General features: G+C 61.2%; 18 protein-coding genes. 9 read left to right on the top strand and 9 right to left on the bottom strand.

Going from position 1 to position 20,947, the window contains the following annotated elements:
• Positions 1-327 precede the first annotated feature (327 nt).
• From PUT78_RS04070 to PUT78_RS04060, 3 genes are read right to left on the bottom strand one after another with little or no spacing between them, the layout of a single operon-like run.
• Positions 328-1,632: a TRAP transporter large permease gene (locus tag PUT78_RS04070; protein WP_274350860.1), complete on the bottom strand. Its 1,305-nt coding sequence runs from the start codon at positions 1,630-1,632 to the stop codon at positions 328-330.
• Between the two features lie 16 nt (positions 1,633-1,648).
• On the bottom strand, positions 1,649-2,152 hold the full coding sequence (locus PUT78_RS04065; protein ID WP_274350859.1) for a TRAP transporter small permease: 504 nt from the start codon (positions 2,150-2,152) through the stop codon (positions 1,649-1,651).
• 12 nt (positions 2,153-2,164) lie between these two features.
• Positions 2,165-3,151, bottom strand: a complete 987-nt coding sequence (locus PUT78_RS04060) for a sialic acid TRAP transporter substrate-binding protein SiaP (protein ID WP_274350858.1) — start codon at positions 3,149-3,151, stop codon at positions 2,165-2,167.
• 155 nt (positions 3,152-3,306) lie between these two features.
• Here PUT78_RS04060 and PUT78_RS04055 point away from each other — a divergent pair, with 155 nt between their 5' ends.
• The 5 genes from PUT78_RS04055 to PUT78_RS04035 are packed head-to-tail and all read left to right on the top strand — an operon-like array spanning position 3,307 to position 10,809.
• Positions 3,307-4,209, top strand: coding sequence for a dihydrodipicolinate synthase family protein (locus tag PUT78_RS04055; protein WP_274350857.1), 903 nt, complete (start codon positions 3,307-3,309; stop codon positions 4,207-4,209).
• A gap of 43 nt (positions 4,210-4,252) precedes the next feature.
• The gene (locus PUT78_RS04050) at positions 4,253-4,933 is read left to right on the top strand and encodes a GntR family transcriptional regulator (protein ID WP_274350856.1); all 681 of its coding nucleotides are present in this window, start codon (positions 4,253-4,255) and stop codon (positions 4,931-4,933) included.
• Position 4,934: 1 nt separating this feature from the next.
• A complete protein-coding gene (locus PUT78_RS04045) occupies positions 4,935-7,598 on the top strand; it encodes an alpha-L-rhamnosidase (RefSeq protein WP_274350855.1) in 2,664 nt (887 codons plus the stop codon).
• Between the two features lies 1 nt (position 7,599).
• A complete protein-coding gene (locus PUT78_RS04040; RefSeq protein ID WP_274350854.1) occupies positions 7,600-9,225 on the top strand; it encodes an FGGY-family carbohydrate kinase in 1,626 nt (541 codons plus the stop codon).
• 3 nt (positions 9,226-9,228) lie between these two features.
• Entirely contained in the window at positions 9,229-10,809 is a 1,581-nt protein-coding gene (locus tag PUT78_RS04035) for a fucose isomerase (RefSeq protein WP_274350853.1), read from the top strand.
• 246 nt (positions 10,810-11,055) lie between these two features.
• Here the strand turns inward: PUT78_RS04035 and PUT78_RS04030 are convergent, their stop codons facing one another.
• Positions 11,056-13,566 (bottom strand): fused MFS/spermidine synthase, encoded by a 2,511-nt coding sequence (locus PUT78_RS04030; protein ID WP_274350852.1) that lies wholly within the window; start codon positions 13,564-13,566, stop codon positions 11,056-11,058.
• A gap of 37 nt (positions 13,567-13,603) precedes the next feature.
• Here PUT78_RS04030 and PUT78_RS04025 point away from each other — a divergent pair, with 37 nt between their 5' ends.
• Positions 13,604-13,726 (top strand): hypothetical protein, encoded by a 123-nt coding sequence (locus PUT78_RS04025; RefSeq protein ID WP_274350851.1) that lies wholly within the window; start codon positions 13,604-13,606, stop codon positions 13,724-13,726.
• Positions 13,727-13,758: 32 nt separating this feature from the next.
• Here PUT78_RS04025 and PUT78_RS04020 read toward each other — a convergent pair whose 3' ends face one another.
• From PUT78_RS04020 to PUT78_RS04010, 3 genes are all read right to left on the bottom strand, one after another.
• Positions 13,759-14,268, bottom strand: coding sequence for an FAD-dependent oxidoreductase (locus PUT78_RS04020; RefSeq protein ID WP_274350850.1), 510 nt, complete (start codon positions 14,266-14,268; stop codon positions 13,759-13,761).
• A gap of 163 nt (positions 14,269-14,431) precedes the next feature.
• On the bottom strand, positions 14,432-14,644 hold the full coding sequence (locus PUT78_RS04015; RefSeq protein ID WP_274350849.1) for an FAD-binding protein: 213 nt from the start codon (positions 14,642-14,644) through the stop codon (positions 14,432-14,434).
• 3 nt (positions 14,645-14,647) lie between these two features.
• The gene (locus PUT78_RS04010) at positions 14,648-15,091 is read right to left on the bottom strand and encodes an RrF2 family transcriptional regulator (protein WP_274350848.1); all 444 of its coding nucleotides are present in this window, start codon (positions 15,089-15,091) and stop codon (positions 14,648-14,650) included.
• 355 nt (positions 15,092-15,446) lie between these two features.
• Between PUT78_RS04010 and PUT78_RS04005 the strand changes: the two genes are divergently transcribed.
• Positions 15,447-15,719 (top strand): glycine zipper 2TM domain-containing protein, encoded by a 273-nt coding sequence (locus tag PUT78_RS04005; RefSeq protein ID WP_274350847.1) that lies wholly within the window; start codon positions 15,447-15,449, stop codon positions 15,717-15,719.
• 87 nt (positions 15,720-15,806) lie between these two features.
• On the opposite strand, the gene PUT78_RS04000 is transcribed toward PUT78_RS04005, so the two are convergent.
• Both PUT78_RS04000 and serB read right to left on the bottom strand, forming a co-directional pair.
• Positions 15,807-16,970: a M20 aminoacylase family protein gene (locus PUT78_RS04000; RefSeq protein WP_274350846.1), complete on the bottom strand. Its 1,164-nt coding sequence runs from the start codon at positions 16,968-16,970 to the stop codon at positions 15,807-15,809.
• A 102-nt stretch (positions 16,971-17,072) separates the two neighbouring features.
• Positions 17,073-17,954, bottom strand: a complete 882-nt coding sequence (serB, locus tag PUT78_RS03995) for a phosphoserine phosphatase SerB (RefSeq protein WP_274350845.1) — start codon at positions 17,952-17,954, stop codon at positions 17,073-17,075.
• 156 nt (positions 17,955-18,110) lie between these two features.
• Here serB and PUT78_RS03990 point away from each other — a divergent pair, with 156 nt between their 5' ends.
• Positions 18,111-19,268, top strand: coding sequence for a phosphoserine transaminase (locus PUT78_RS03990; protein ID WP_274350844.1), 1,158 nt, complete (start codon positions 18,111-18,113; stop codon positions 19,266-19,268).
• A 71-nt stretch (positions 19,269-19,339) separates the two neighbouring features.
• On the top strand, positions 19,340-20,935 hold the full coding sequence (gene serA / locus PUT78_RS03985) for a phosphoglycerate dehydrogenase (RefSeq protein WP_274350843.1): 1,596 nt from the start codon (positions 19,340-19,342) through the stop codon (positions 20,933-20,935).
• Positions 20,936-20,947 lie beyond the last annotated feature (12 nt).

The following is a 20,947-nucleotide window of genomic DNA, read 5'->3' as shown; positions in this document are numbered from 1 at the left end:
TACCACGAAGGCCGGACTGACACATTCGGCTTATGCATCATTTGGCCTGAAGGGGACGTTCGCGCTTGGATCAAGCCCGCGCTATCGGTGGGCCGGGGACTGCCGATCCCACGTTCAAAGAATGCAGTTTATGCCGGCGGCATACTCCTGCGTTCAAAGGACTGGACTGACATCAGGTCATCGGCAGGCCGCGGGACGGCCCGCCGATGGCGCGGCGGGCTTCGCCCTTGATTCCGCGCCTTTGGGTGACTGCTTCAGGCCAAATCCGGCCAGCCTTGCACTTGCACCTGATATGGGACCGCTTGTTTCCCGCAAAAACAGCGCCCCTCACATCATCCCGGCATAGCGCGGCAGCCACAGCACCAGATCGGGCGAAAAGGTCAGGACCAGCAGCAGCGATATCAGAAGCGCCAGGAATATCCATATTTCGCGGATCATCTCCGCCACGGGGATTCCGGTCAGTGCCTTGATGATGAACAGCAATATTCCATAAGGTGGGGTTATCAACCCGATCATCATGTTGAACACCAGCACAATGCCCAGATGCACCAGATCAATGCCCAAAGCGGCAGCAGCGGGAAGGAACAGCGGCGTTACCACCAGCATGATGGTGGACACATCCAGAAAACAGCCCAGCACCAGATACAGCAGGTTCAGCAGCAACAGGAACTTGATAACCGTCAGGTCCATGCTCTGGAACAGGGCAAAGACATCCTGCGGCACCCGTTCAACCGTGATGATGTAGTTGAAGATGAACGCCCCGCACAGCACGATCGTCACCACGGCCGTGGTGCGCATGGTCGATTTCACGACCTCCCAGAAGTCGCGCAGGCCCAGCACGCGATAGGCAAAAGACGCCAGCAAAATTGCATAGAACGCAGACACGGCGGCAGCTTCGGTCGGGGTGAAGACCCCCGAATAGATACCGCCCAGCAAGATGACGGGCATCAGAAGCGCCGGGAAGGCCCGCAGAAACACCAGCGGCAGCATCAGCAATGGCACTGTGGCTTCAACCGGAAAGCCCCGCAGTTTTGCCATGATGAAAACCGCGACGCCAAGGGTGGTGCAGACCATCAGCGCCGGAAGCACACCACCCAGAAACAACGCGCCCACGGATGTGGATGAAATCAGCGCATAGAACACCATGGGAATCGATGGCGGAAAGATCGGCCCGACCACCGAAGATGTCGCCGTGATGGCACCGGCAAACCCGCGCGGATAGCGCCCGTCCTGTGTCATCATGCCGGTGATCACCTTGCCAACGCCTGCCACATCCGAAATTGCCGACCCGGACATTCCCGAGAATATCAGCGATGTCAGAATATTGACCTGCGCCAGCCCCCCCGGAACCCGCCCCACCAGCGCCAGCGCAAAGGATAACAGGCGGTCCGACACCTTGCCCGCGTTCATGATGTTGCCCGCGAAAATGAACAATGGCACCGCAAGCGCCACGAAATTGCCGAACACACCGTTCAGCACATTTTCGGCCGCCAGCCCGACATCGCGCCCGGCGATAACCAGATAGAAGATGCTGGACACGATCATGGCAATACCCAGCGGCACGCCCGTAATGGTCGTGACCACCAGAATCACGACCATGATGATCAGCGCATAATCTGCGAAAAACTCCATCAGTTCAGGTATCCTGTCAGATATGCGTGCGCCAGTCCGGCCCGATCAGATGGACCAGCCGCGCCGCCGCTTTCAGCGCAAAGCCCGCAATAAACAAAAGATAGCAGCCATAGATCCAGTGCATCGGCAGCCGCATCACCGGGCTTTTCCTGCGCGTCAGGAAATCCAGATATTCGATTGTATGGGGAATGAGTATCCCGAAGGCGATGATCACCATCACCATGGAAAAGACCGCGAAGATCCGCTGTGTCTGTGGTGAAACAACATCATAGACAACATCGAAGGAGACATGCTCACGGATGGGCACTACAAAAGCCGCCGCCCAGAACACTGTCCAGATGAAGGCGATCATGGTGAATTCTTCGGTCCAGCGCAACGGATCGCCAATGACATAGCGAAAGAAGATCTGGACAATAAAACCAACAAAGGCGGTGATGAACAGCAGACCGCCAACCGCATTGGCGACCTGCGAAAGCAGGTCACCAATCCGTTGGTATGATGATTTTGCGTGTCCGCTCACACCTTATCCCCGTTATTCGGCCAGCGCGTTGATCGCATCAACCCAACCTTCGGGCCAGTCGGCCGAACGTGGTGAATCCGCATAAAACGCCTGCACATGGCTGCGGAACGCATCCAGATCGGGTTCGGTGACCTGAAGCCCTTCGCTTTCGAAGAATGCGACAAGACGCGCTTCTTCTGCAAGGCGTTGTTCGTTGTTCCAGTCACAGGCGGCAATCGCGGCATCGCGCATCGCTGTCTGTTCGTCGTCGTTCAGCTTTTCCCAGGTCTGGTTATTGACGACAATATTGACCCCGTCCACCAGATGGCTGGTCAGAACAATCTGCTGGGTGACCTCATAGAACTTCGCGGCCTCGACTGTCGGCAGGGGGTTGTCCTGCGCGTCAATGGTGCCGGTTTGCAGCGCCAGATATACCTCGCCGAAGGGCAGCGGGGTCGGCGATGCGCCCAGTGCGTCGCCCAGAAACAGCCATGCATCTGATCCGGGCATCCGCAGCTTCACCCCTTGCAGGTCGGCGGGGGTCTGCACGTCACGGACGCGGCGCAGGTTCAGCTGGCGCGTGCCCAGATAGCAGGTGTCCAGAATCTGCACATCCATTTCATCGGCAACTGTCTGCGTAAATTCGGCCCCGATATCAGATGCCAGGAAAGCGCGGTAATGCTCGGGGTTCTGGAACAGATAGCCGGCGGTCAGCAGGTTATAGGCCGGAATACTGTCGGAAATCAGCTGGAAGGACAGATAGGTGACTTCGGCATTGCCGCGTTGCAATGCATCCAGATCAGCCCCCTGCCCGAACAGCGACCCCGAATCGTACAGCTGCACGTCGAACCGGTCCGGCGCGGCGGCGTTCAGCGCGTCCGCAAATACCTGCATGGCGCGGGTGTGAATATCGGATGGCACCGACGCTGTGGTGAATTTCAGCTCTATCGTGTCCTGAGCCAGCGCGGCCCCGCCCATCAGCGTGGTAGCCAGCAATGTGGCGATAAGTTTGTTCTGCATGTCGGTCACTCCTCCCGGTCGTGTTTCAGTTGCAGTGGCCGCAGTGTTGCGGCGATTTGCAGATGACACTTTACGAGCGGCGCTCACTTATGTAAAGACTGATTGTATCAGTTCTACACTCAAAGTCCGAACAAGACGTACCCAAGGGGATATTAATGCAAAATAACAACAGATTGGCCGGAGTCGTGGGGGCGGCGATTACGCCAGTCAAACCCGATTTCACACCCGATGTGAATCGGTTGTTGGCCCATTGCACGCATTTGCTGGCGCAGGGCTGCGCCTATACGTCGGTGTTTGGCACGACAGGCGAAGGCGCCTCCTTTTCCTCCAGCCAGAAGATCAGCGCATTGCGCCAGATGGCAGATCTGGGCATGGTCATGTCGCGCCAGATTCCCGGCATCATGGAAAGCAGCATTGATGCGGCTGCGGAACAATACCGCGCAGCTGCGGATCTGGGCGCACGCGCCGCACTGATCATCCCGCCATTTTATTACACCCCGTCCGATGCTGACGCAGTGGGCGATTTCTACGCCGCGGTGGTGGCGCGCGCCGGGTCGCCTGATCTGGATATCGTGCTTTACAACTTCCCCGTCTTCAGCGGTGTGTCCTTCACGCCGGATCTGGTGCGGCGTGTCATTGCACGGCTGGACGGACGGGTTGTGGGCATCAAGGATTCCACCGGCGATCTGGAAGGCGGGCTGGCGCTGATTGCCGCATTTCCCGAATTATCGGTGTTTACCGGCGATGACCGTCTGGTCATGCGCATGGTTTCGGCAGGTGGCGCGGGCATGATCGGCGGCATGGTCAATCTGTTTCCGGCGGAATGCGTGGCACTGGTCACGGGTCAGGCATCGCAGGAGGCGCAGAATCTGGCCGCGTCGCGGATTGCAACAGTGAATGACACAGGCGGGCTGCCCGCGATCAAGGCTGTGCTTGGCCAGCGTCACAACGACCCCGCCTTTACCCGCACCTGTCCACCACTGCGGGGGTTGACGTCAGAGGCAAGTGCCGCTGTTGTCCAGGCATTGGGACTGGAGATGATGCCAACCGCTTCGTGATACCGTGACCGGAACGGGGCACCACAATAAAAGGGAGGTGGAAATGGGCACCAGATCAAGCGCACCGGCACCGCGGCGCACTGATGGCGGCGTGACGGAAGCCGCCTATGAAACCTTTCAGGCAGCACTGCTGGATGGTCGGCTGCGTCCCGGCCAGTTGGTCAGCCAGCGCGATCTGGTGGACATGCTGCATCTGTCGGTCGGGGCGCTGCGCGAACTTCTGCCCCGGCTGAAGGCCGAAGGGCTGGTGCTGGTCTATCCGCAGCGCGGCATTCAGGTGCCCGCCATTGACCTGCCGATGATCCGCGACGCATTCCAGATGCGCGCCGCACTGGAACGCGAAGCCGTGCTGCAGGCCGTCAAGTCCATGCCCGACGCCGACCTGCACGCCCAGCGCAAACTGCATGAAGACGTGCTGGCACAGGTGCCCGTATCCGCAGATGACGCGCTGTTCGCCCGTGGGCAGGAAATTGACAGCGGGTTTCACGCCACGCTGATGGCGGCCACGCGCAACGCCCTGCTGATCAACGCGCATCATATCAACAGCATCCGTATCCGGTTGATCAAGCTAGACCGGATCAGTCTGGGACCGAACACCCTGCCCAGCGCGTTCAACGACCATCTGGCGGTGATTGACGCGATCCTGTCGCGCAATCCTGTCGCGGCAACGCAGGCCATGGACCGCCACATCACCAATGCGCGCGACAGGGCAATGGAGCTGTAGAATGACCGCCAGAAGCGAGACACCGCGCGTTCACCGCCTGCGGTGCGATGATCTGACACGGCCCGACGGGCTGCACAGCGCTGCGCCAATCATCAGCTGGGCGGTTTCCGGGGACAGCCCGCGCATAACCGCATGGCGTATCATTGCCGACTTTTCCGCAGCCAGCATTGCGCAAGGGCACGGCGCGTTGTGGGACAGTGGCAAAGTGGGCGCAAACGGGGTCTTCAGTGCCATATGGGGCGGCCCCGCCCTGCCCCGCGATGCGCGGGTGTTTTACAGCGTGCAGGTCTGGGATCACCTTGACCAGGCATCGGATTTCGCACCCGTCGCATCCTTCTTCACCGGGCTGGCCCCGCAGGACTGGCACGGCGATTGGATCGCACGTTATTTTGTGCTGCCCGAAGGGCGCGCGGTGCCGCAGGACACCACCTATGACAACCGCTTTCAGGCACGGCCTGCCGATTATCTGCGCCGACCTTTTGCGCTGCAGGCGCGGCCCGCGCGGGCATTTGTCTATGCGTCGGCGCTGGGGCTTTATGAACTGTATCTGAACGGCCATCGCATCGGCGATCATGTCATGGCACCCGGCTGGACCGACTACCACATCCGCGCGCCTTATCAGAGTTTCGATGTCACCGACTTGCTGACCGATGGTCCCAATGTCATCGGCGCGATACTGGGCGAAGGGTGGTATAGCGGGCGCATCGGGCATAATCAGCGCCGCGCGGGCAACCATTATGGCGGACGTCCCGCGCTGATGCTTCAGCTGCATATCGATATGGAAAATGGCGAAACCCTGTGCATTACCAGCGATGACCAATGGCAGACCCGGCAAGGGCCAGTCTGCTATTCGGATTTTCTGGCAGGCGAGATGTATGACGCCCGGCTGGACCTGACAGGCTGGTGCGATGCCGCATACCAGCCGGAAAACTGGCAACCGGTGGAAGCCATCACGCCCGAACCCCGCGCGCCGCTGCTGGAACCATCGCGCACCGAACCCGCGCGCAAAGTGGCCAGCCTGCCGGTGCGCCAGCGCAGCACCGCCCCCGATGGCAGCGCAGTATTCGATTTCGGCCAGAACCTTGCAGGATATGTGCGCATGCAGGTGACCGCCCCGCGCGGCACCGAAATCCGCCTGCGCCATGCTGAACGGCTGGACGGGAACGGCGCGCTTTATACCGACAACCTGCGCTATGCGGTGTCCGAGGATATCTATATCTGCCACGGCAACGGACCAGAGGAATACACCCCCCGCTTCACCTTTCACGGGTTTCAGTATGTCGGGCTTACATCCTCCGCCCCGTTGCAGGACGTGTCGCTGCAGGCCGTGGCAATCCAGACCGACCTGCCGGTAACGGGGCAGATCAGCACCGGCAACCCGATGCTGAACCAGCTAATTTCAAACATTTTCTGGAGTCAGCGTGGAAATTTCCTATCCGTGCCGACCGATTGCCCGCAGCGCGACGAACGCTATGGCTGGACCGCCGATGCGCAGGTTTTCTGGCGCACAGCGGGGTATTTCATGGATGTCACATCCTTCCTGTCGAAATGGATGGAAGACCTGATCGACGGTCAGTCGGCGGATGGCGTCTTTCCTGATGTCGCACCCACCAAACCACTGAATCCCTACCGCCTGACCCCGCAACCCGGCGCACCCGCCTGGGGCGATGCGCCCATCATCATGGCCTGGGATCACTACACGCGCTACGGCGATGCGGCCCTGTTGCAGCGCTGCTGGCAACCCTTCGTGGCATGGATGGATTGGATTGAACGCCAGAACCCAGATGGTTTGCGCGTGAACGGGGTGAACAATAATTACGGGGACTGGCTGTCGATTGGCCCTGCCACACATCGCCCGCTGATCAACACTGCCTACTGGATCCGGCTGGTGGACCTGATGGGCCGGATCGCGGAAACCATTGGCCAGACCCCTACCCGCTGGTCCACGCTGGCCGCACGGCTGCGCGACACTTTTCTGGCGGCTTTCTGGCACGAAGACCGCCTTACCGGCGACACCCAGACCGCCTATCTGCTGGCACTGGATTTCGAATTGCTGCCGCCGCCCCTGCGCGCGCAGGCCGCCGCACGGCTGGACGCGCTGATCGCCGCCGCGGACGGGCATTTGCAAACCGGCTTTCTGGGCGTGCGCCACCTTGCACCCGTGGTCTGTGACTGGCTGTCACCGGCGCGTGCGGTGGATCTGCTGCTGAAGGACACCTATCCGTCCTGGGGGTTTTCCATCGCGCAGGGGGCCACGACGATATGGGAACGCTGGGACGGCTGGACGCCCGATGGCGGCTTTCAGTCCACAGCGATGAATTCCTTCAATCATTATGCCTACGGCGCTGTGGGGGAATGGATATGGGCACGGCTGGCGGGGATTGACACGGACCCCGCCGGTCCGGGCTTTCGCAAGCTGCGCATGCGCCCTGTCTTTGACGGGCGCATCGGCCATGTCAGCGCATGGTATGACGCACCGCATGGGCGCATTCACAGCGCCTGGACCATGGACGGGAACCGCGTGAACTGGCAGGTCACCCTGCCCGCCGATACCTGCGCCCATGTGACCTTGCCTGCGGGCTGGACCGCACCGCAGGGCGCTGATTTCATCTTGACCGCCGGGGCGCATGATCTGCGCCTGACCCGGCCTGAAACAGGAGCATGACATGACCTATTTTCTGGGTGTCGATGTCGGCACAGGCAGTGCGCGCGCGGGCGTGTTCGATGCATCCGGCCGCCTGCTGGGCACAGCGGCGCAGGCCATCACCACCCACCGCCCACGCGCAGGCTTTGCACAGCAAAGCTCTGCCCGGATCTGGGCCTCGGTTGCTGCGGCGGTCCGCGATGCTGTCGCACGCGCCGACGTGGATGCAGGCGATATCAGGGGCATCGGGTTTGACGCAACCTGTTCGCTGGTGGTCAACACCGCGCAGGGCGGCCCGGTATCAGTGGACCCGGACGGCGCGCCGGATCAGGATGTCATCCTGTGGATGGACCACCGCGCACTGGGCGATGCGGATGCAATCAACGCCATCGGCGGTGCGCCGTTGCAATATGTCGGCGGCACCATTTCCCCCGAGATGGAATTGCCGAAACTGCGTTGGCTGAAGCGGGAACTGCCGCAGGCATGGGCAGCGGCAGGGGCGTTTTTCGATCTGCCCGACTGGCTGGTGCATCGCGCGACCGGCAGCGCCACCCGGTCGCTGTGTTCCATGGTGTGCAAATGGACCTATCTTGGCCATATGGGGCAACATGGCGAAGGCTGGGACGATGCGTTTCTGGCCGCCATCGGGCTGGAAGACCTGACACTGGACAATCACGCCCGCATCGGCACCACCCTTGCCGCACCCGGCCAGCCCTGTGGCGGGTTGACAGATGCGGCAGCACAGGAACTGGGCCTGCGCCCCGGCACACCCGTTGCGGCCAGCCTGATCGACGCGCATGCCGGCGCGCTGGGGACCCTTGGCGTGGGGCTGGATGCGGGCACTGCGCTGGACGGGCGGCTGGCGGTCATTGCCGGCACATCAACCTGCCATATCGCGCTGACGCCGGAACCTGTGTTCGTGCCGGGTATCTGGGGTCCGTATTTCGGCGTGGTAACGGGCAATCTTTGGGCGCTTGAAGGGGGGCAATCCGCAGCAGGCGCGCTGCTCGACAGTGTGATCGCGCGGCATGCGGCTGCGGATGCGCTGACCGAACGGGCGCAGGCGCAAGGCTGCCGCATTACCGACCTGATCGATGCGCATCTGGCGCAGATGGGTGATGAAACCGCCACCCTGACCCATGCGCGCCATGTGCAGCCTGATTTTCACGGCAACCGGTCACCGCGGGCCGAACCGTGGCGCAAGGGTGGCACTGCCGGGCTGACACTGGATACCGGCATTGATGATCTGGCGCTGGACTATCTGGCAAGCGTGCAGGCACTGGCCTATGGCACCCGCCACATCCTGCAGGTGATGCGCGATCAGGGCGTGGCAATTGACACGCTGGTTGTCAGCGGCGGGCTGGCGCGCAACGCCCTTTACCTGCGCGAACATGCCGATGCGACCGGCTGCAAGGTGGTGGTGCCCGATCAGGAAGAACCTGTGTTGCTGGGCTGTGCCATGCTGGGCGCGGTGGCCGCAGGCGCGCAACCCGACCTGCCCGCCGCCATGCCGCAGATGTCGGGCGGCGCGCAGATCATCGCCCCACGCGGTGGCGATATCGCCGCGTATCATGACCGCAAATTCACCGTGATGCAGCGCATGCAGGACGATTACGCCGCCTATGTGGCGCTGATGAAAAAGGACTGAGCCATGACGAAGATATACCTTGTTGCCAGCGGCGATCTGCGTGAAAGCGCCAATGTGCAATGCTGGCCTGCGCAACAGGCGATGGAAGACAAACTGACCAGCGTTTTCGCCGAACTGGGGCATGAACTGGTCCGCGCCCATCCGGTCAAGCCGCAAGGCCACGGCTTCATCGCGTCGCAACGCGAAGGGATGGATGTTTTTGCCACGATTGACCCTGACGCCCCCCTGATCGTGGCCGAAGCAGTGTGGCAGTATTCGCACCATGTCCTGCCCGGCCTGACCACGCATCGCGGCCCCATCCTGACGGTTGCCAACTGGTCGGGGCAATGGCCGGGGCTGGTGGGGATGCTGAACCTGAACGGGTCACTGACCAAAGCCGGAATTGCCTATGCCTCACTCTGGAGCGAGACATTCGACGATGCTTTTTTCCGTGACGGACTGGCGGAATGGCTGCGCAGCGGCACTGTCTCCCATGATGCCAGCCATGTTGCCCCGTTTGACGCAGCCGTTCCCCCCGAGGATGCAGCGATCATCGCCGCCATCAGGGACGATCTGCAAACCCGCAAGACCATCCTTGGTGTGTTCGATGAGGGATGCATGGGCATGTATAATGCCATCATCCCCGATGAATTGCTGATGCCCATGGGCGTGTTCAAGGAACGCTTGTCGCAATCCGCCCTCTATCACGCGACGAAGGCGGTGCCGGAACCAGAGGCACGCGCGGTCTATGACTGGCTGCGCGGGCGGGGTCTGACATTCCATCTTGGCACTGATCCCGCGACGGAACTGACCGAAGCGCAGGTACTGGACCAGTGCCGCATGTATATTGCCGCTGTGCGCATGGCCGATGAATTCGGGTGCGAGGCAATCGGGATTCAGTACCAGCAGGGGCTGAAAGACCTTCTGCCCGCCTCGGACCTTGTTGAAGGCATGCTGAACAATGACGACCGCCCCGATGTCACCGCGGCTGACGGCTCGGTCATCCGCGCAGGTCAGGCCATTGTGCATTTCAACGAAGTGGATGAATGCGCCGGTCTGGACGGAATACTGACCAACCGACTGCACCGCGCCATGGGGCAGCCTGTGGAAAACACCCTGCATGATCTGCGCTGGGGCAGTGTTCCCGAAGGCCGGGATGATTTCGTCTGGCTGTTCGAGATTTCGGGCGCCGTGCCGCCTGCGCATAACACCGGCGGCTGGGCCGGGTCCGAAAGCCTGCGCCAACCCGCGATGTTCTTCCCATCGGGGGGGGGCAGCCTGAAAGGCATTGCCAAACCTGGCGAAATCATCTGGAGTCGCATCTACCTTCAGGACGGGGCGCTGCACATGGATATCGGGCGCGGGCAAGCCGTGGCGCTACCGGATGCCGAAGTTGCGCGGCGATCAGCCGGTACGACCCCGGAATGGCCGATCATGAACGCCATTCTGACCGGCGTTACCCGTGATCAGATGATGGCACGCCATAAGGCAAACCATATCCAGATCGCCTATGCGACAACGGCTGATGCGGCGGACCGCATGATGGCCGCCAAGGCAGCCCTTGCCGGTTCGCTGGGCATAACCGTCTGGCGCTGCGGGGTCTGAGTGACCCCGACCCATGTCGGGTGGAGTCAGTTGATGCAGGCGGTATAACCGGCGTCAACTGACCTGACATCAGCGAAATCGGCGGGCCTGCTTGCGGGGCTTGCGCGGCGCGTTTGGGAAAAGCAGTGCAGCCATTTCACGAATGGGATTGCATGTCTGGACCAGCGGCCATGTGTTGCGCGTGTTCGCGGACCGGCAGCGGTGCCTTACAGGCGTGTTGCATCGCCGCTTCGCGCCGACGATTTGTCAGTCCGCCCCTTCCCCGAAGGCCATGCCCCCGATGGCGACCTGCCCGGCGGGGCTGTCAGGGTCGCGGGCATGGGACGGGGTCAGCGCCAGAAAATCCTGCCACAGGGCGCCTGCGCGCAGGTCGTTGCGCGTGCGCAATCCCCGCCATTCTGCATAGACCGCGCCAGCGCGGGCAAGGTTGCGCTGCGCCGGTGTCAGCAGCGCCAGATGGGGGTCGCTTCCGGGGGGCAGGGCATCCAGCAAATCAGTGTAGAACCGGTCGCGCTCAGGACCGGTCAACCAGTTTGCACGCCCTGCGATAACCGCGCGATGCGTGCGTGGGGCAAGGTATTCGATCAGGGGCAGGTCATCGGTATTGACGGGCGCGTCGGCAAAAAGCCCGGACGCGGCATTGCCTGCATAGAATTTGAGCGCGCGCGCGGACAGCACATCATCGGGTTCGTCGCTGCCCGTCATCGCGCGCCACTGCGCGGCCAGTGTCGCAGGGTCAAGCGGCGCGGGGGTCTTGCGCCCCACAAGTGCCACGATTGAGCGTTCGGGGTAAAGATCCCCGCGCCAGATTGTCACTTCGGGAAAGGCTTGCACCATGGTATTGGCGACAATCTCAAATTCACGACGCGACACCTGATAAAGCGGCATCCATTGCACATAAGCCCCGCCTGCATTCAGGCGGCTGGCCGCAAGGCGGTAATGCTCCGCCGTATAGACATTTCCAACACCAGCACGCCACGGGGTGAACAGGTCCGCAATGATCATGTCATAGGTCGCGCGTGATCGGGCAAGGCATTGACGACCATCTTCAGGATGGATGGTCACGCGCGGGTCGTCAAACAGCCCGTTCACATACGGGCCGAACCAGTCGCGCGCGAAATCGATCACATCTGGCAACAACTCGCACACGGTCACACGGTCGGGATTGGCAAACAACCCCGCACCGGCGGAAATACCAGTGCCAAGCCCCAGAAAGAATATCTCGCGCGGGGAAGGATGGGTCAGCAGCGGGATCATGGTCTGGTTGCGTTCAGGCACCAGCGCGCCAGACCCGCCCAAAGTGTAGAAGTTATTGACGCGGATGAATTTTGACTCCTCCCGCGCGACAACGGCCACATGGGCCGATGCCCCTTCGCGGAAGGCCAGCAACTCCTCGGCGGTATTCAGCCGCGCGGCCTGCAGGCCCGGCTGGCCTGCCAGCAGGACGACCACGCCCGCCAGCCCCGCGAAGCGCGCGATCCGCGCGCCCCACCCGTCAGATGGTTGCCACAGCGCCAGCACCAGCACGGCATAGACGGCCCCCATCAGCCACAGCCCTTTCCACGCACCCACCATTGGCAGCAACACAAAACCACCTGCGAGCGCGCCGAAGATTGCGCCTGTCGTGTTCACTGCAATCAGCCGTCCCAGCACTGCGCCCGGCGCGCCGCCTTCCATCAGGCGCAGCAGATAGGGAAGCACCGCGCCCAGGATTGTGCCGGGGATCAGCATGGTCAGAACCGCGACGCGCCCGACCTCCCACACATAGCCTGCAAAATCAGCCCGCCCGCCCAGATAGCCCAGCCCCCCGGTCAGATGGTGGAACAGATGCGGCGTAGCGGCGACAACGGCGGCTGCGGCCAGAAGCAAGCCAGTCAGCACTGCATCGGGGCGCAACGCTGTGCGGTTCAGCCCGTTGGCCAGCCCCGCACCAAGCGACAGGGCCAGCAAAAACACAGTCAGCACCAGTGCATAGGTATAGACCGAATTCTGCAGCACCTGGGCGAAGGCGCGGGTCCAGATCACTTCGACCGCCAGCGTGGCAAAGCCGGACGCAAAAGCGATGATCCACAGCCGCGCAGGGATGGCGACGCGGGGCTGGCAATTCTGCGCCACGACCGGCAGGGCGCGGCGCGCAAGAAACAGCGCCGACAGCCCCACGACCAGATCAAACCCCACCGCCAGCAGATAGGCACCCGAAAAGCCCAGCCATATCGGCAGAAAGAACCCTGCCGCAAGCGCCCCCATGGCCCCGCCCGCGGTGTTCAGTGCATAAAGCGCCGATCCCATCCGCCCCAGACTGTCCTGAGCACGGATCACATGCTGGCCCATCAACGGCAGCGTGCCCCCCATCAGAATGGCCGAAGGCAGCAGGATCGTACCGGCCACCCCGGCTTTCAGCGCGGTTTCAAGCACGGGTATGCCACCGATCATGGCATAAAGCGCGGGGTAAAGCGTGAAATAGGCATCGGCCACCAGAAAATGCCCCAGGGCAGTCGCGGCCACCCCGGCTTCCACCCATCCGAAAGCGCGCAGGGGCCGCGCCAGCCGCCCGGAGACCCGCCCGAACAGCCAGCCACCTAACGCGATACCGGTAAAGAAAATCGCGATCGTCAACGCCGCCGCCTGTGCGGTCGACCCGAACAGGAGTCCCAGCTCGCGCACCCAGAGTACCTGATAAATCAGCGCCGCCGCACCCGACAGCGTGAACAGCGCACCAAGCGCAGCGATATGGCGGGGGGAATGAGTCCGGGTCATGGTCGCGTTGTTATAATATCACATGCATGGCAGCAAGATGATCGCGCCACGGATCACGGCGTTGCGGCAGGTGAACGGGCGTGCGCCAATGCCCGTTCCTTTCGCATGGGTTGAAGAACGCGCGCGGAACATGGGGCCATACCCCATGGGCCTGCGCTGAACACGGGCAAAATACAGCGTGGCAACATCCGCTCAGCTTTCCGGCCAGACAAGGGAGCGGTGCAGTTGCGCGCCCACCCATGCCCCGTCGCCCACTGCAAGCGAAACCGAATGTGGTGCCCGCGCAACATCACCACAGGTGAAAATGCCCGGCACAGTGGTTTCTTTGGTAGCACCCTTCCGGATCTGGCTGCCCATGGGGGTGTCCATCAGCGCGCAACCGGCCGTTTCGGCAAGCGCACTTGCAGGCGTGGTGCGGGTGGCGATGAACAGCCCCGCAAAGGACAGGCTTCGCCCATCGCGAAGTTCAACCATTGCATTGCCGGATATCCGTGCGACAGGAGTTTCCTCAACGGTGACACCGCGCCGGGCCAGATCGGCGCGCTGCGCATCGTCAGGCATCATCGCGGCATTGGTCAGAAACGTCACCGCACCCCATTCCGGCAGCAATGGCGCCTGATGCACCGACATCGGCCCTGTGGCGATCACGCCAATGCGCCCCTGTTCCAGTTCATAGCCATGGCAATAGGGGCAGTGAAACACGGTCTTGCCCCAACGACCCGCAAGACCGGGAATGTCGGGAAGATGGTCAACAATCCGGTCCCCGGCAGGATGCGCCGTGCGGCAAAGGTTGCGCCAGTATCGGTTCCGACATGAAAATCATCCTTCTGCCCGTTGATACCAGTTGCCGAAGCTTCCACCCAGCTTAGTGTCGGATAGGTTTCAAGCTGTTTGCGCGCCGTAGCCCAGATGACGGCCGGTTTATGCCATCCTGCCCCAGAAAACCATGCGAATGGCTGGCAGAACGGTTGCGCCGCTGTCCCGCATCGATCACCATGACCTTGCGCCGCGCACGCAGCAGTTGCAGGGCGGCGGCCATTCCGGCGTAGCTGCCCCCGATCACGATAGCGTCTTGCATGTCCTACTCCTTTTCAGTCCGCCGGTTGGCGTAGCGGCGCGCAAAATCGCGGGCCAGATCGGCCAGCGTGACAGTGGCGAAGCGGTCAAGAAGCAGCGCCTCTGCCGCGGCGAATGCCTGATCAAGGGTGGCATTCACCGATTGTTCGACCAGACATTCCGGGGTTTCATGCCGGTTGCCGATGGCAAAGATCGCAGGTTCCCCCAAGGCATCGTGCAACTGGCGCAGATTGACCGTGGCCAGATCGGCTGAGATGCGCCACCCGCCGGAATGGCCACGTTCCGAGGTCACAAGCCCGGCGTCGCGCAGCAACCCCATTGTGCGCCTTACGACAACCGGATTGGTGCCAAGGCACCGCGCCAGTAATTCTGATGTCATCGGGCCGTCATGCTCTGCCATATGCAGCAAGGCATGCAGAACCGAGGAAAGACGACTGTCACGCTTCATGTAACTTGATATGTTACGATTCGATGTGAAGGTCAAGGGCATGCTGGCAAAGGTTATGATCGCCATTTGTTCCGCAGCGTGCAGACCGGCTGCGTATTTGTTGCCGATGCTGGCGTCGCGGCGTCATGCCACGAAATTGTGATACCCCCGGCCCCGGGTTTCTTGCGAGTGGTCCGCCCCTGGCACATATGGTGCATGGCCCCGGCCCCATGCGCGTATCTGATCCGCAATGCCTTGCAATAGTGGAGAAAGTGATCGGTGGTTTCCCGCCGAAATGCAAACATGGGCGTGACAGTGCAGTAAAACATGCTACCCTAATATACATAACTAAGTCCGTAATGAATGGAGGCGAAGTATGAAGAAATTGATGTTAATTGCTGTTCTGGGTAGCGCGCTGGTCGCGTCCGGTTGTCAGATGACACAGACTGAACGTTCGGTTGTCGGCGGTGTCGCCGGTGCTGCGGGCGGTCTTGCTGTCGCAAATCTGCTTGGTGCCAACACCAACTGGACAATCCTGACCACTGTTGCAGGCGCTGCTGCGGGCACATTGCTGGCGCAGAACACCCGCACAGGCAGATGTGCCTATGCGCGCGGCGACGGCACCTATTACGAGGCAGCCTGCCCCTGATCCTTTGGTGGCAAGCCCATGGCACAAATGAAAACAGCCCCGGTTCTGCCGGGGCTGTTTTTTTCGTTTGGGGGGCGGGACGGCGCCCTATCCCAGTGGCAGGCGCTGTTCGGCAAGTTCCACCCAGAAACTGCAACCTGCGGGAATGGCCTCGTCGTTGAAATTATATTCGGGGTGATGCACACTGGCCGTGTTCCCGTTGCCGACAAGAATATAGGCACCGGGCCGTTCTTCCAGCATGAAAGCAAAATCTTCGCCGCCCATGACAAGCGGCGCATCATCACAACCGCCGGAAACACTGCGCGCCGCCTGTGCCGCATAGGCGGTTTCCGTATCGGTGTTCACCATCACCGGATAGCCGCGCATATATTTTACCTGCGCCCTGGCACCGAAGGCAGTGGCGATGTTTTCGGCCAATGCCTTGATGCGCGGCTCCGCCAGTTCGCGCAGTTCAGCGTTCAATGTGCGCACTGTGCCGCGCAAGGTCACATGCTGCGGGATCACATTGAAGGCCTGCGATTCCGTCACAAAAGACGTGACCGACACAACCATTTCCATCGTCGGGTCCGCGTTGCGGCTGACGATCGTTTGCATGGCTGTGACGATATGGGCCGCCACCACAGTTGTATCGATGCATTCATGGGGCTTGGCAGCATGTCCACCGCGCCCTTCAACGGCAATTTCAAACTGGTCAGTTGCCGCGAAGAACGCGCCGGGCCGGATGCTGAACTGCCCCACAGGGACGCCCGGCCAGTTATGCATGCCATACACCTCATGGATGCCGAAACGGTCCATAAGACCATCCTCGCACATCGCGCGGCCCCCGCCGCCCCCTTCTTCGGCGGGTTGGAAGATCACGACGACTGTACCGTCAAAACTGCGGGTTTCGGTCAGGTATTGCGCCGCACCCAGCAACATCGCCGTGTGCCCGTCATGGCCGCAAGCATGCATCTTGCCTGCCTCTTTCGACGCATAATCAAGCCCGGTCGCTTCGTGAATTGGCAGCGCATCCATATCGGCGCGCAGCCCCACCACACGGCCTGATGCGGTCTGCCGCCCGCGAATGACGCCGACAACACCGGTGCCGCCAATCCCTTCGACCACCTCATCACAGCCGAAATCACGAAGCTTTTGCGCCACGATGCCCGCAGTGCGGTGGCATTCATACAGGATTTCGGGATGGGCGTGAAAATCCCTGCGCCAGGCCGTGATTTCCGGCAGTAATTCGGCAAAGCGGTTCTTGATCGGCATGACAGCAGGCTCCTTGCAATATGATCACCCTATGGGGATTTCCGGCACTGTGCCACAGTCCTGCGCCCGCTGCCAGCACCCACCCTGAAAGGCTGGCGCGACTCAGATCTCGGTCACGAAATCATCAATCCGGTAGCCTTGCAGATACAAAAGCGCAGTCAGGTCACCATGATTGATGCGCAGATCACATTGCGCGGCCACAGCGGGTTTCGCGTGCAGCGCGACGCCCGCACCTGCACGCCCCAGCATGCCCAGATCATTGGCCCCGTCACCCACTGCCAGCACATCGCTGGCCTGCAGGCCAAGCCGGGCAGAGATTTCGTCCAGAGCCGCGACCTTGGCGTCGCGTCCCAGAATCGGTTCGGCCACAGTGCCGGTCAGCTTGCCACCCTCAACCAGCAGCGTATTGGCGCGGTTTTCGTCAAATCCCAGCGCCTGCGCCACATGGGCGGTAAAGGCCGTGAACCCGCCAGATACCAGCACCGCATAGCCACCGCGCGCTTTCATCGTGGCAATCAGTTCACGCCCGCCGGGGGTAAAGGTGATGCGCGTTTCCAGCACCTTGCCGATGACGGATTCATCCAGCCCTTTCAGCAGGGCAACCCGTTCGCGCAGCGCATCCTCGAATTCCAGCTCGCCATTCATGGCGCGCGCCGTGATCCCCGCGACATATGCCCCCACGCCCGCCTCATCTGCCAGTTCGTCAATGCATTCCTGCGCAATCATGGTGCTGTCCATATCGGCAAGCAGCATGTGTTTCTGCCGCCCTTTTGTGCGCTGAACAGCCAGATCAATGCCCTGGGTCTGCAAATCCTGCCAGACCTGCCATTGATTGGCAGGCAGCATGTCCATCGGAAATTCAGCGGCAATGCCAGGGTTCAGCCATTCCGCGACACCGCCGCCCCATGCATTGCGCAACGATTCAACAGTGGTGGCATCAAGCGACGGCTGGGCAGGATTGGTCAGCAGTGTGGCGATATACATGGGGACAAGTTTCCGATCGTAAACAGGCTGCGTCGTTTTTCTGTGTTCAAGCGGCGCTCTAGAGCAATTTTGCCTCTTGTGCCAGTGGGGAATGGGCCGTAATGCCGTTGGCGGGACACCCTTCCCCAACGAAGGGCATTTATCTGGAAGGATACCATGTCACTACCTGCACAACCGGCAACGCGGCCGGCAAACCCGCGCTTTTCTTCTGGCCCTTGCGCCAAAATCCCCACATTCGCACTGGAAAAGCTGGCTGATGCCCCGTTGGGCCGCTCGCACCGTGCCGCCGTGGGCAAGTCCAAACTGAAAGCGGCCATCGACGGCACGCGCGAGGTTCTGGGCATCCCTGACGACTACCGCATCGGCATTGTGCCTGCCTCCGACACGGGCGCGGTTGAAATGGCCATGTGGTCCATGCTGGGCGCACGCAAGGCCACTATGGTCGCCTGGGAAAGCTTCGGCGCGGGCTGGGTCACGGATGTCGTCAAACAACTGAAAATCGATGCCGAGGTGAAAACCGCCGATTATGGCCGGATCGTAGACATGGCCAGCATCGATTATGACACTGACGTGGTGTTCACATGGAACGGCACAACGTCGGGCGTGCGCATGCCCAATGGCAACGCGATTCCCGCTGACCGCAAGGGCCTGACCATCTGCGATGCGACATCGGCTGCGTTTGCCATGGACCTGCCATGGGACAAGCTGGATGTGGTGACATTCAGCTGGCAGAAAGTCATGGGTGGCGAGGCCGCGCATGGCATGCTGGTGCTGTCCCCACGCGCTGTGGAACGGCTGGAAAGCTACACCCCCGCATGGCCCCTGCCCAAGATTTTCCGCATGACCAAAGGCGGCAAACTGATTGAAGGCATCTTCAAGGGTGAAACGATCAACACCCCCTCCATGCTGGCAGTCGAAGATTACCTGCTGGCACTGGACTGGGCGCAAGACATTGGCGGTTTGCCTGCACTGATCGCGCGGTGCGATGCAAATGCAGACGTTATTGCGCGGTTCTGCGCAGCCAATGACTGGATTGCCAATCTGGCCGAAGACCCCGCAACCGCATCGACCACCTCGGTCTGTCTGAAATTCACCGACCCCGCGATTGCGGATGGTGCGGGTTTTGCCAAGGCGGTTGCAAAGCGGCTGGAGCTTGAGGGCGTGGCGCTGGATATCGGCGCTTACCGCGATGCGCCTGCGGGCCTGCGTATCTGGTGCGGCGCGACAGTGCAAACCACCGATCTGGAAGCGCTGATGCCCTGGCTTGACTGGGCCTATCACACTGAACGCGCTGCGCTAAACGCCGCTGCATAAGGTTGACAATGTGGCGGGCGCATCCCGCCACATCTTTCCTGACATTCCCATTATTCAAGGAGCCACGAACCATGGCACCCAAAGTCCTCGTATCTGACAAGCTTTCTGAAACCGCCGTACAGATTTTCCGCGACCGCGGCATTGATGTGACCTTCGATCCGTCCATCGGCAAGGACAAGGAAAAACTGCTGGCCGTCATTGGCGAATATGATGGTCTGGCAATCCGGTCCGCAACCAAAGTGACAGAAAAAATCCTGGAATCCGCCCCCAATCTGAAAGTCATTGGCCGTGCGGGTATCGGGGTCGACAATGTTGATATTCCTGCCGCGTCGAAAAAAGGTGTGATCGTCATGAACACGCCTTTCGGCAACTCGGTCACCACCGCCGAACATGCGATTTCGTTGATGATGGCCGTTGCGCGCCAGATCCCCGAAGCCAGCGCATCCACCCATGCCGGCAAATGGGAAAAGTCCCGTTTCATGGGCGTGGAACTGACCGCCAAGACGCTGGGCGTCATCGGTGCGGGCAATATCGGCGGTATTGTCTGCGACCGCGCGGTTGGTCTGCGCATGAAGGTTGTGGCCTATGACCCCTTCCTGAGCGAGGAACGCGCCACCAAGCTGGGCGTGACCAAGGTGGAACTGGACGAATTGCTGGCGCGCGCGGATTTCATTACCCTGCACGTTCCGCTGACCGACAAGACCCGCAATATCCTGTCCGCCGAAAATCTGGCGAAAACGAAAAAAGGCGTTCGCATCATCAACTGTGCCCGTGGCGGTCTGGTCGATGAAGCGGCCCTGGCCGATGCGCTGAAATCCGGGCATGTTGCGGGTGCGGGGTTTGATGTGTTCGAAGTGGAACCGGCCACCGACAGCCCGCTGTTCAACCTGCCAAATGTCGTTGTCACCCCTCATCTGGGTGCCAGCACGACCGAAGCACAGGAAAACGTGGCCCTGCAAGTGGCCGAACAGATGTCGGATTACCTGTTGTCCGGTGCGGTGCAGAACGCGCTGAACATGCCGTCCGTCACGGCCGAGGAAGCGCGCGTCATGGGCCCGTGGGTCAAACTGGCCAGCCATCTGGGCGCGTTTGCGGGCCAACTGACAGATGAGCCGATTCAGGCAATCAACATCCTGTATGACGGGGCGGTGTCCGAAATGAATCTGGACGCGCTGGGCTGCGCTGCAATTTCCGGGATCATGAAGGCCACAAACCCGGATGTGAACATGGTGTCTGCCCCTGTGGTGGCCAAGGAACGCGGTGTGAAGATTTCGCGCACCACACAGGCGAAATCAGGCGTGTTTGATGCGTATATCAAGCTGTCCGTCGTCACCGAAGGGCGGGAACGGTCCATCGCCGGCACTGTGTTTTCGGATGGCAAGCCGCGCTTCATCCAGATCAAGGGCATTACCATCGACGCCGAAGTCGGCGAGCATATGCTTTACACCACCAATGACGATGTGCCCGGCATTATTGGCGCGCTGGGCCAGACCATGGGCGAAAACGGCGTGAATATCGCCAACTTCACCCTTGGCCGTTCAGATGCGGGGCGCGATGCGATTGCGCTTCTCTATCTGGATGCCCCTGCACCGGATGCCGTGCTCAACAAGCTGCGGGCAACCGGTCTGTTCCGTCAGGTGCGCCCGCTGGCTTTTGATGTAAGCTGATGTAAATATTGT

The organism is Roseinatronobacter alkalisoli (assembly GCF_028745735.1).
GTDB lineage: Bacteria > Pseudomonadota > Alphaproteobacteria > Rhodobacterales > Rhodobacteraceae > Roseinatronobacter > Roseinatronobacter alkalisoli.
This window is presented reverse-complemented; position numbering and strand designations above follow the sequence as displayed.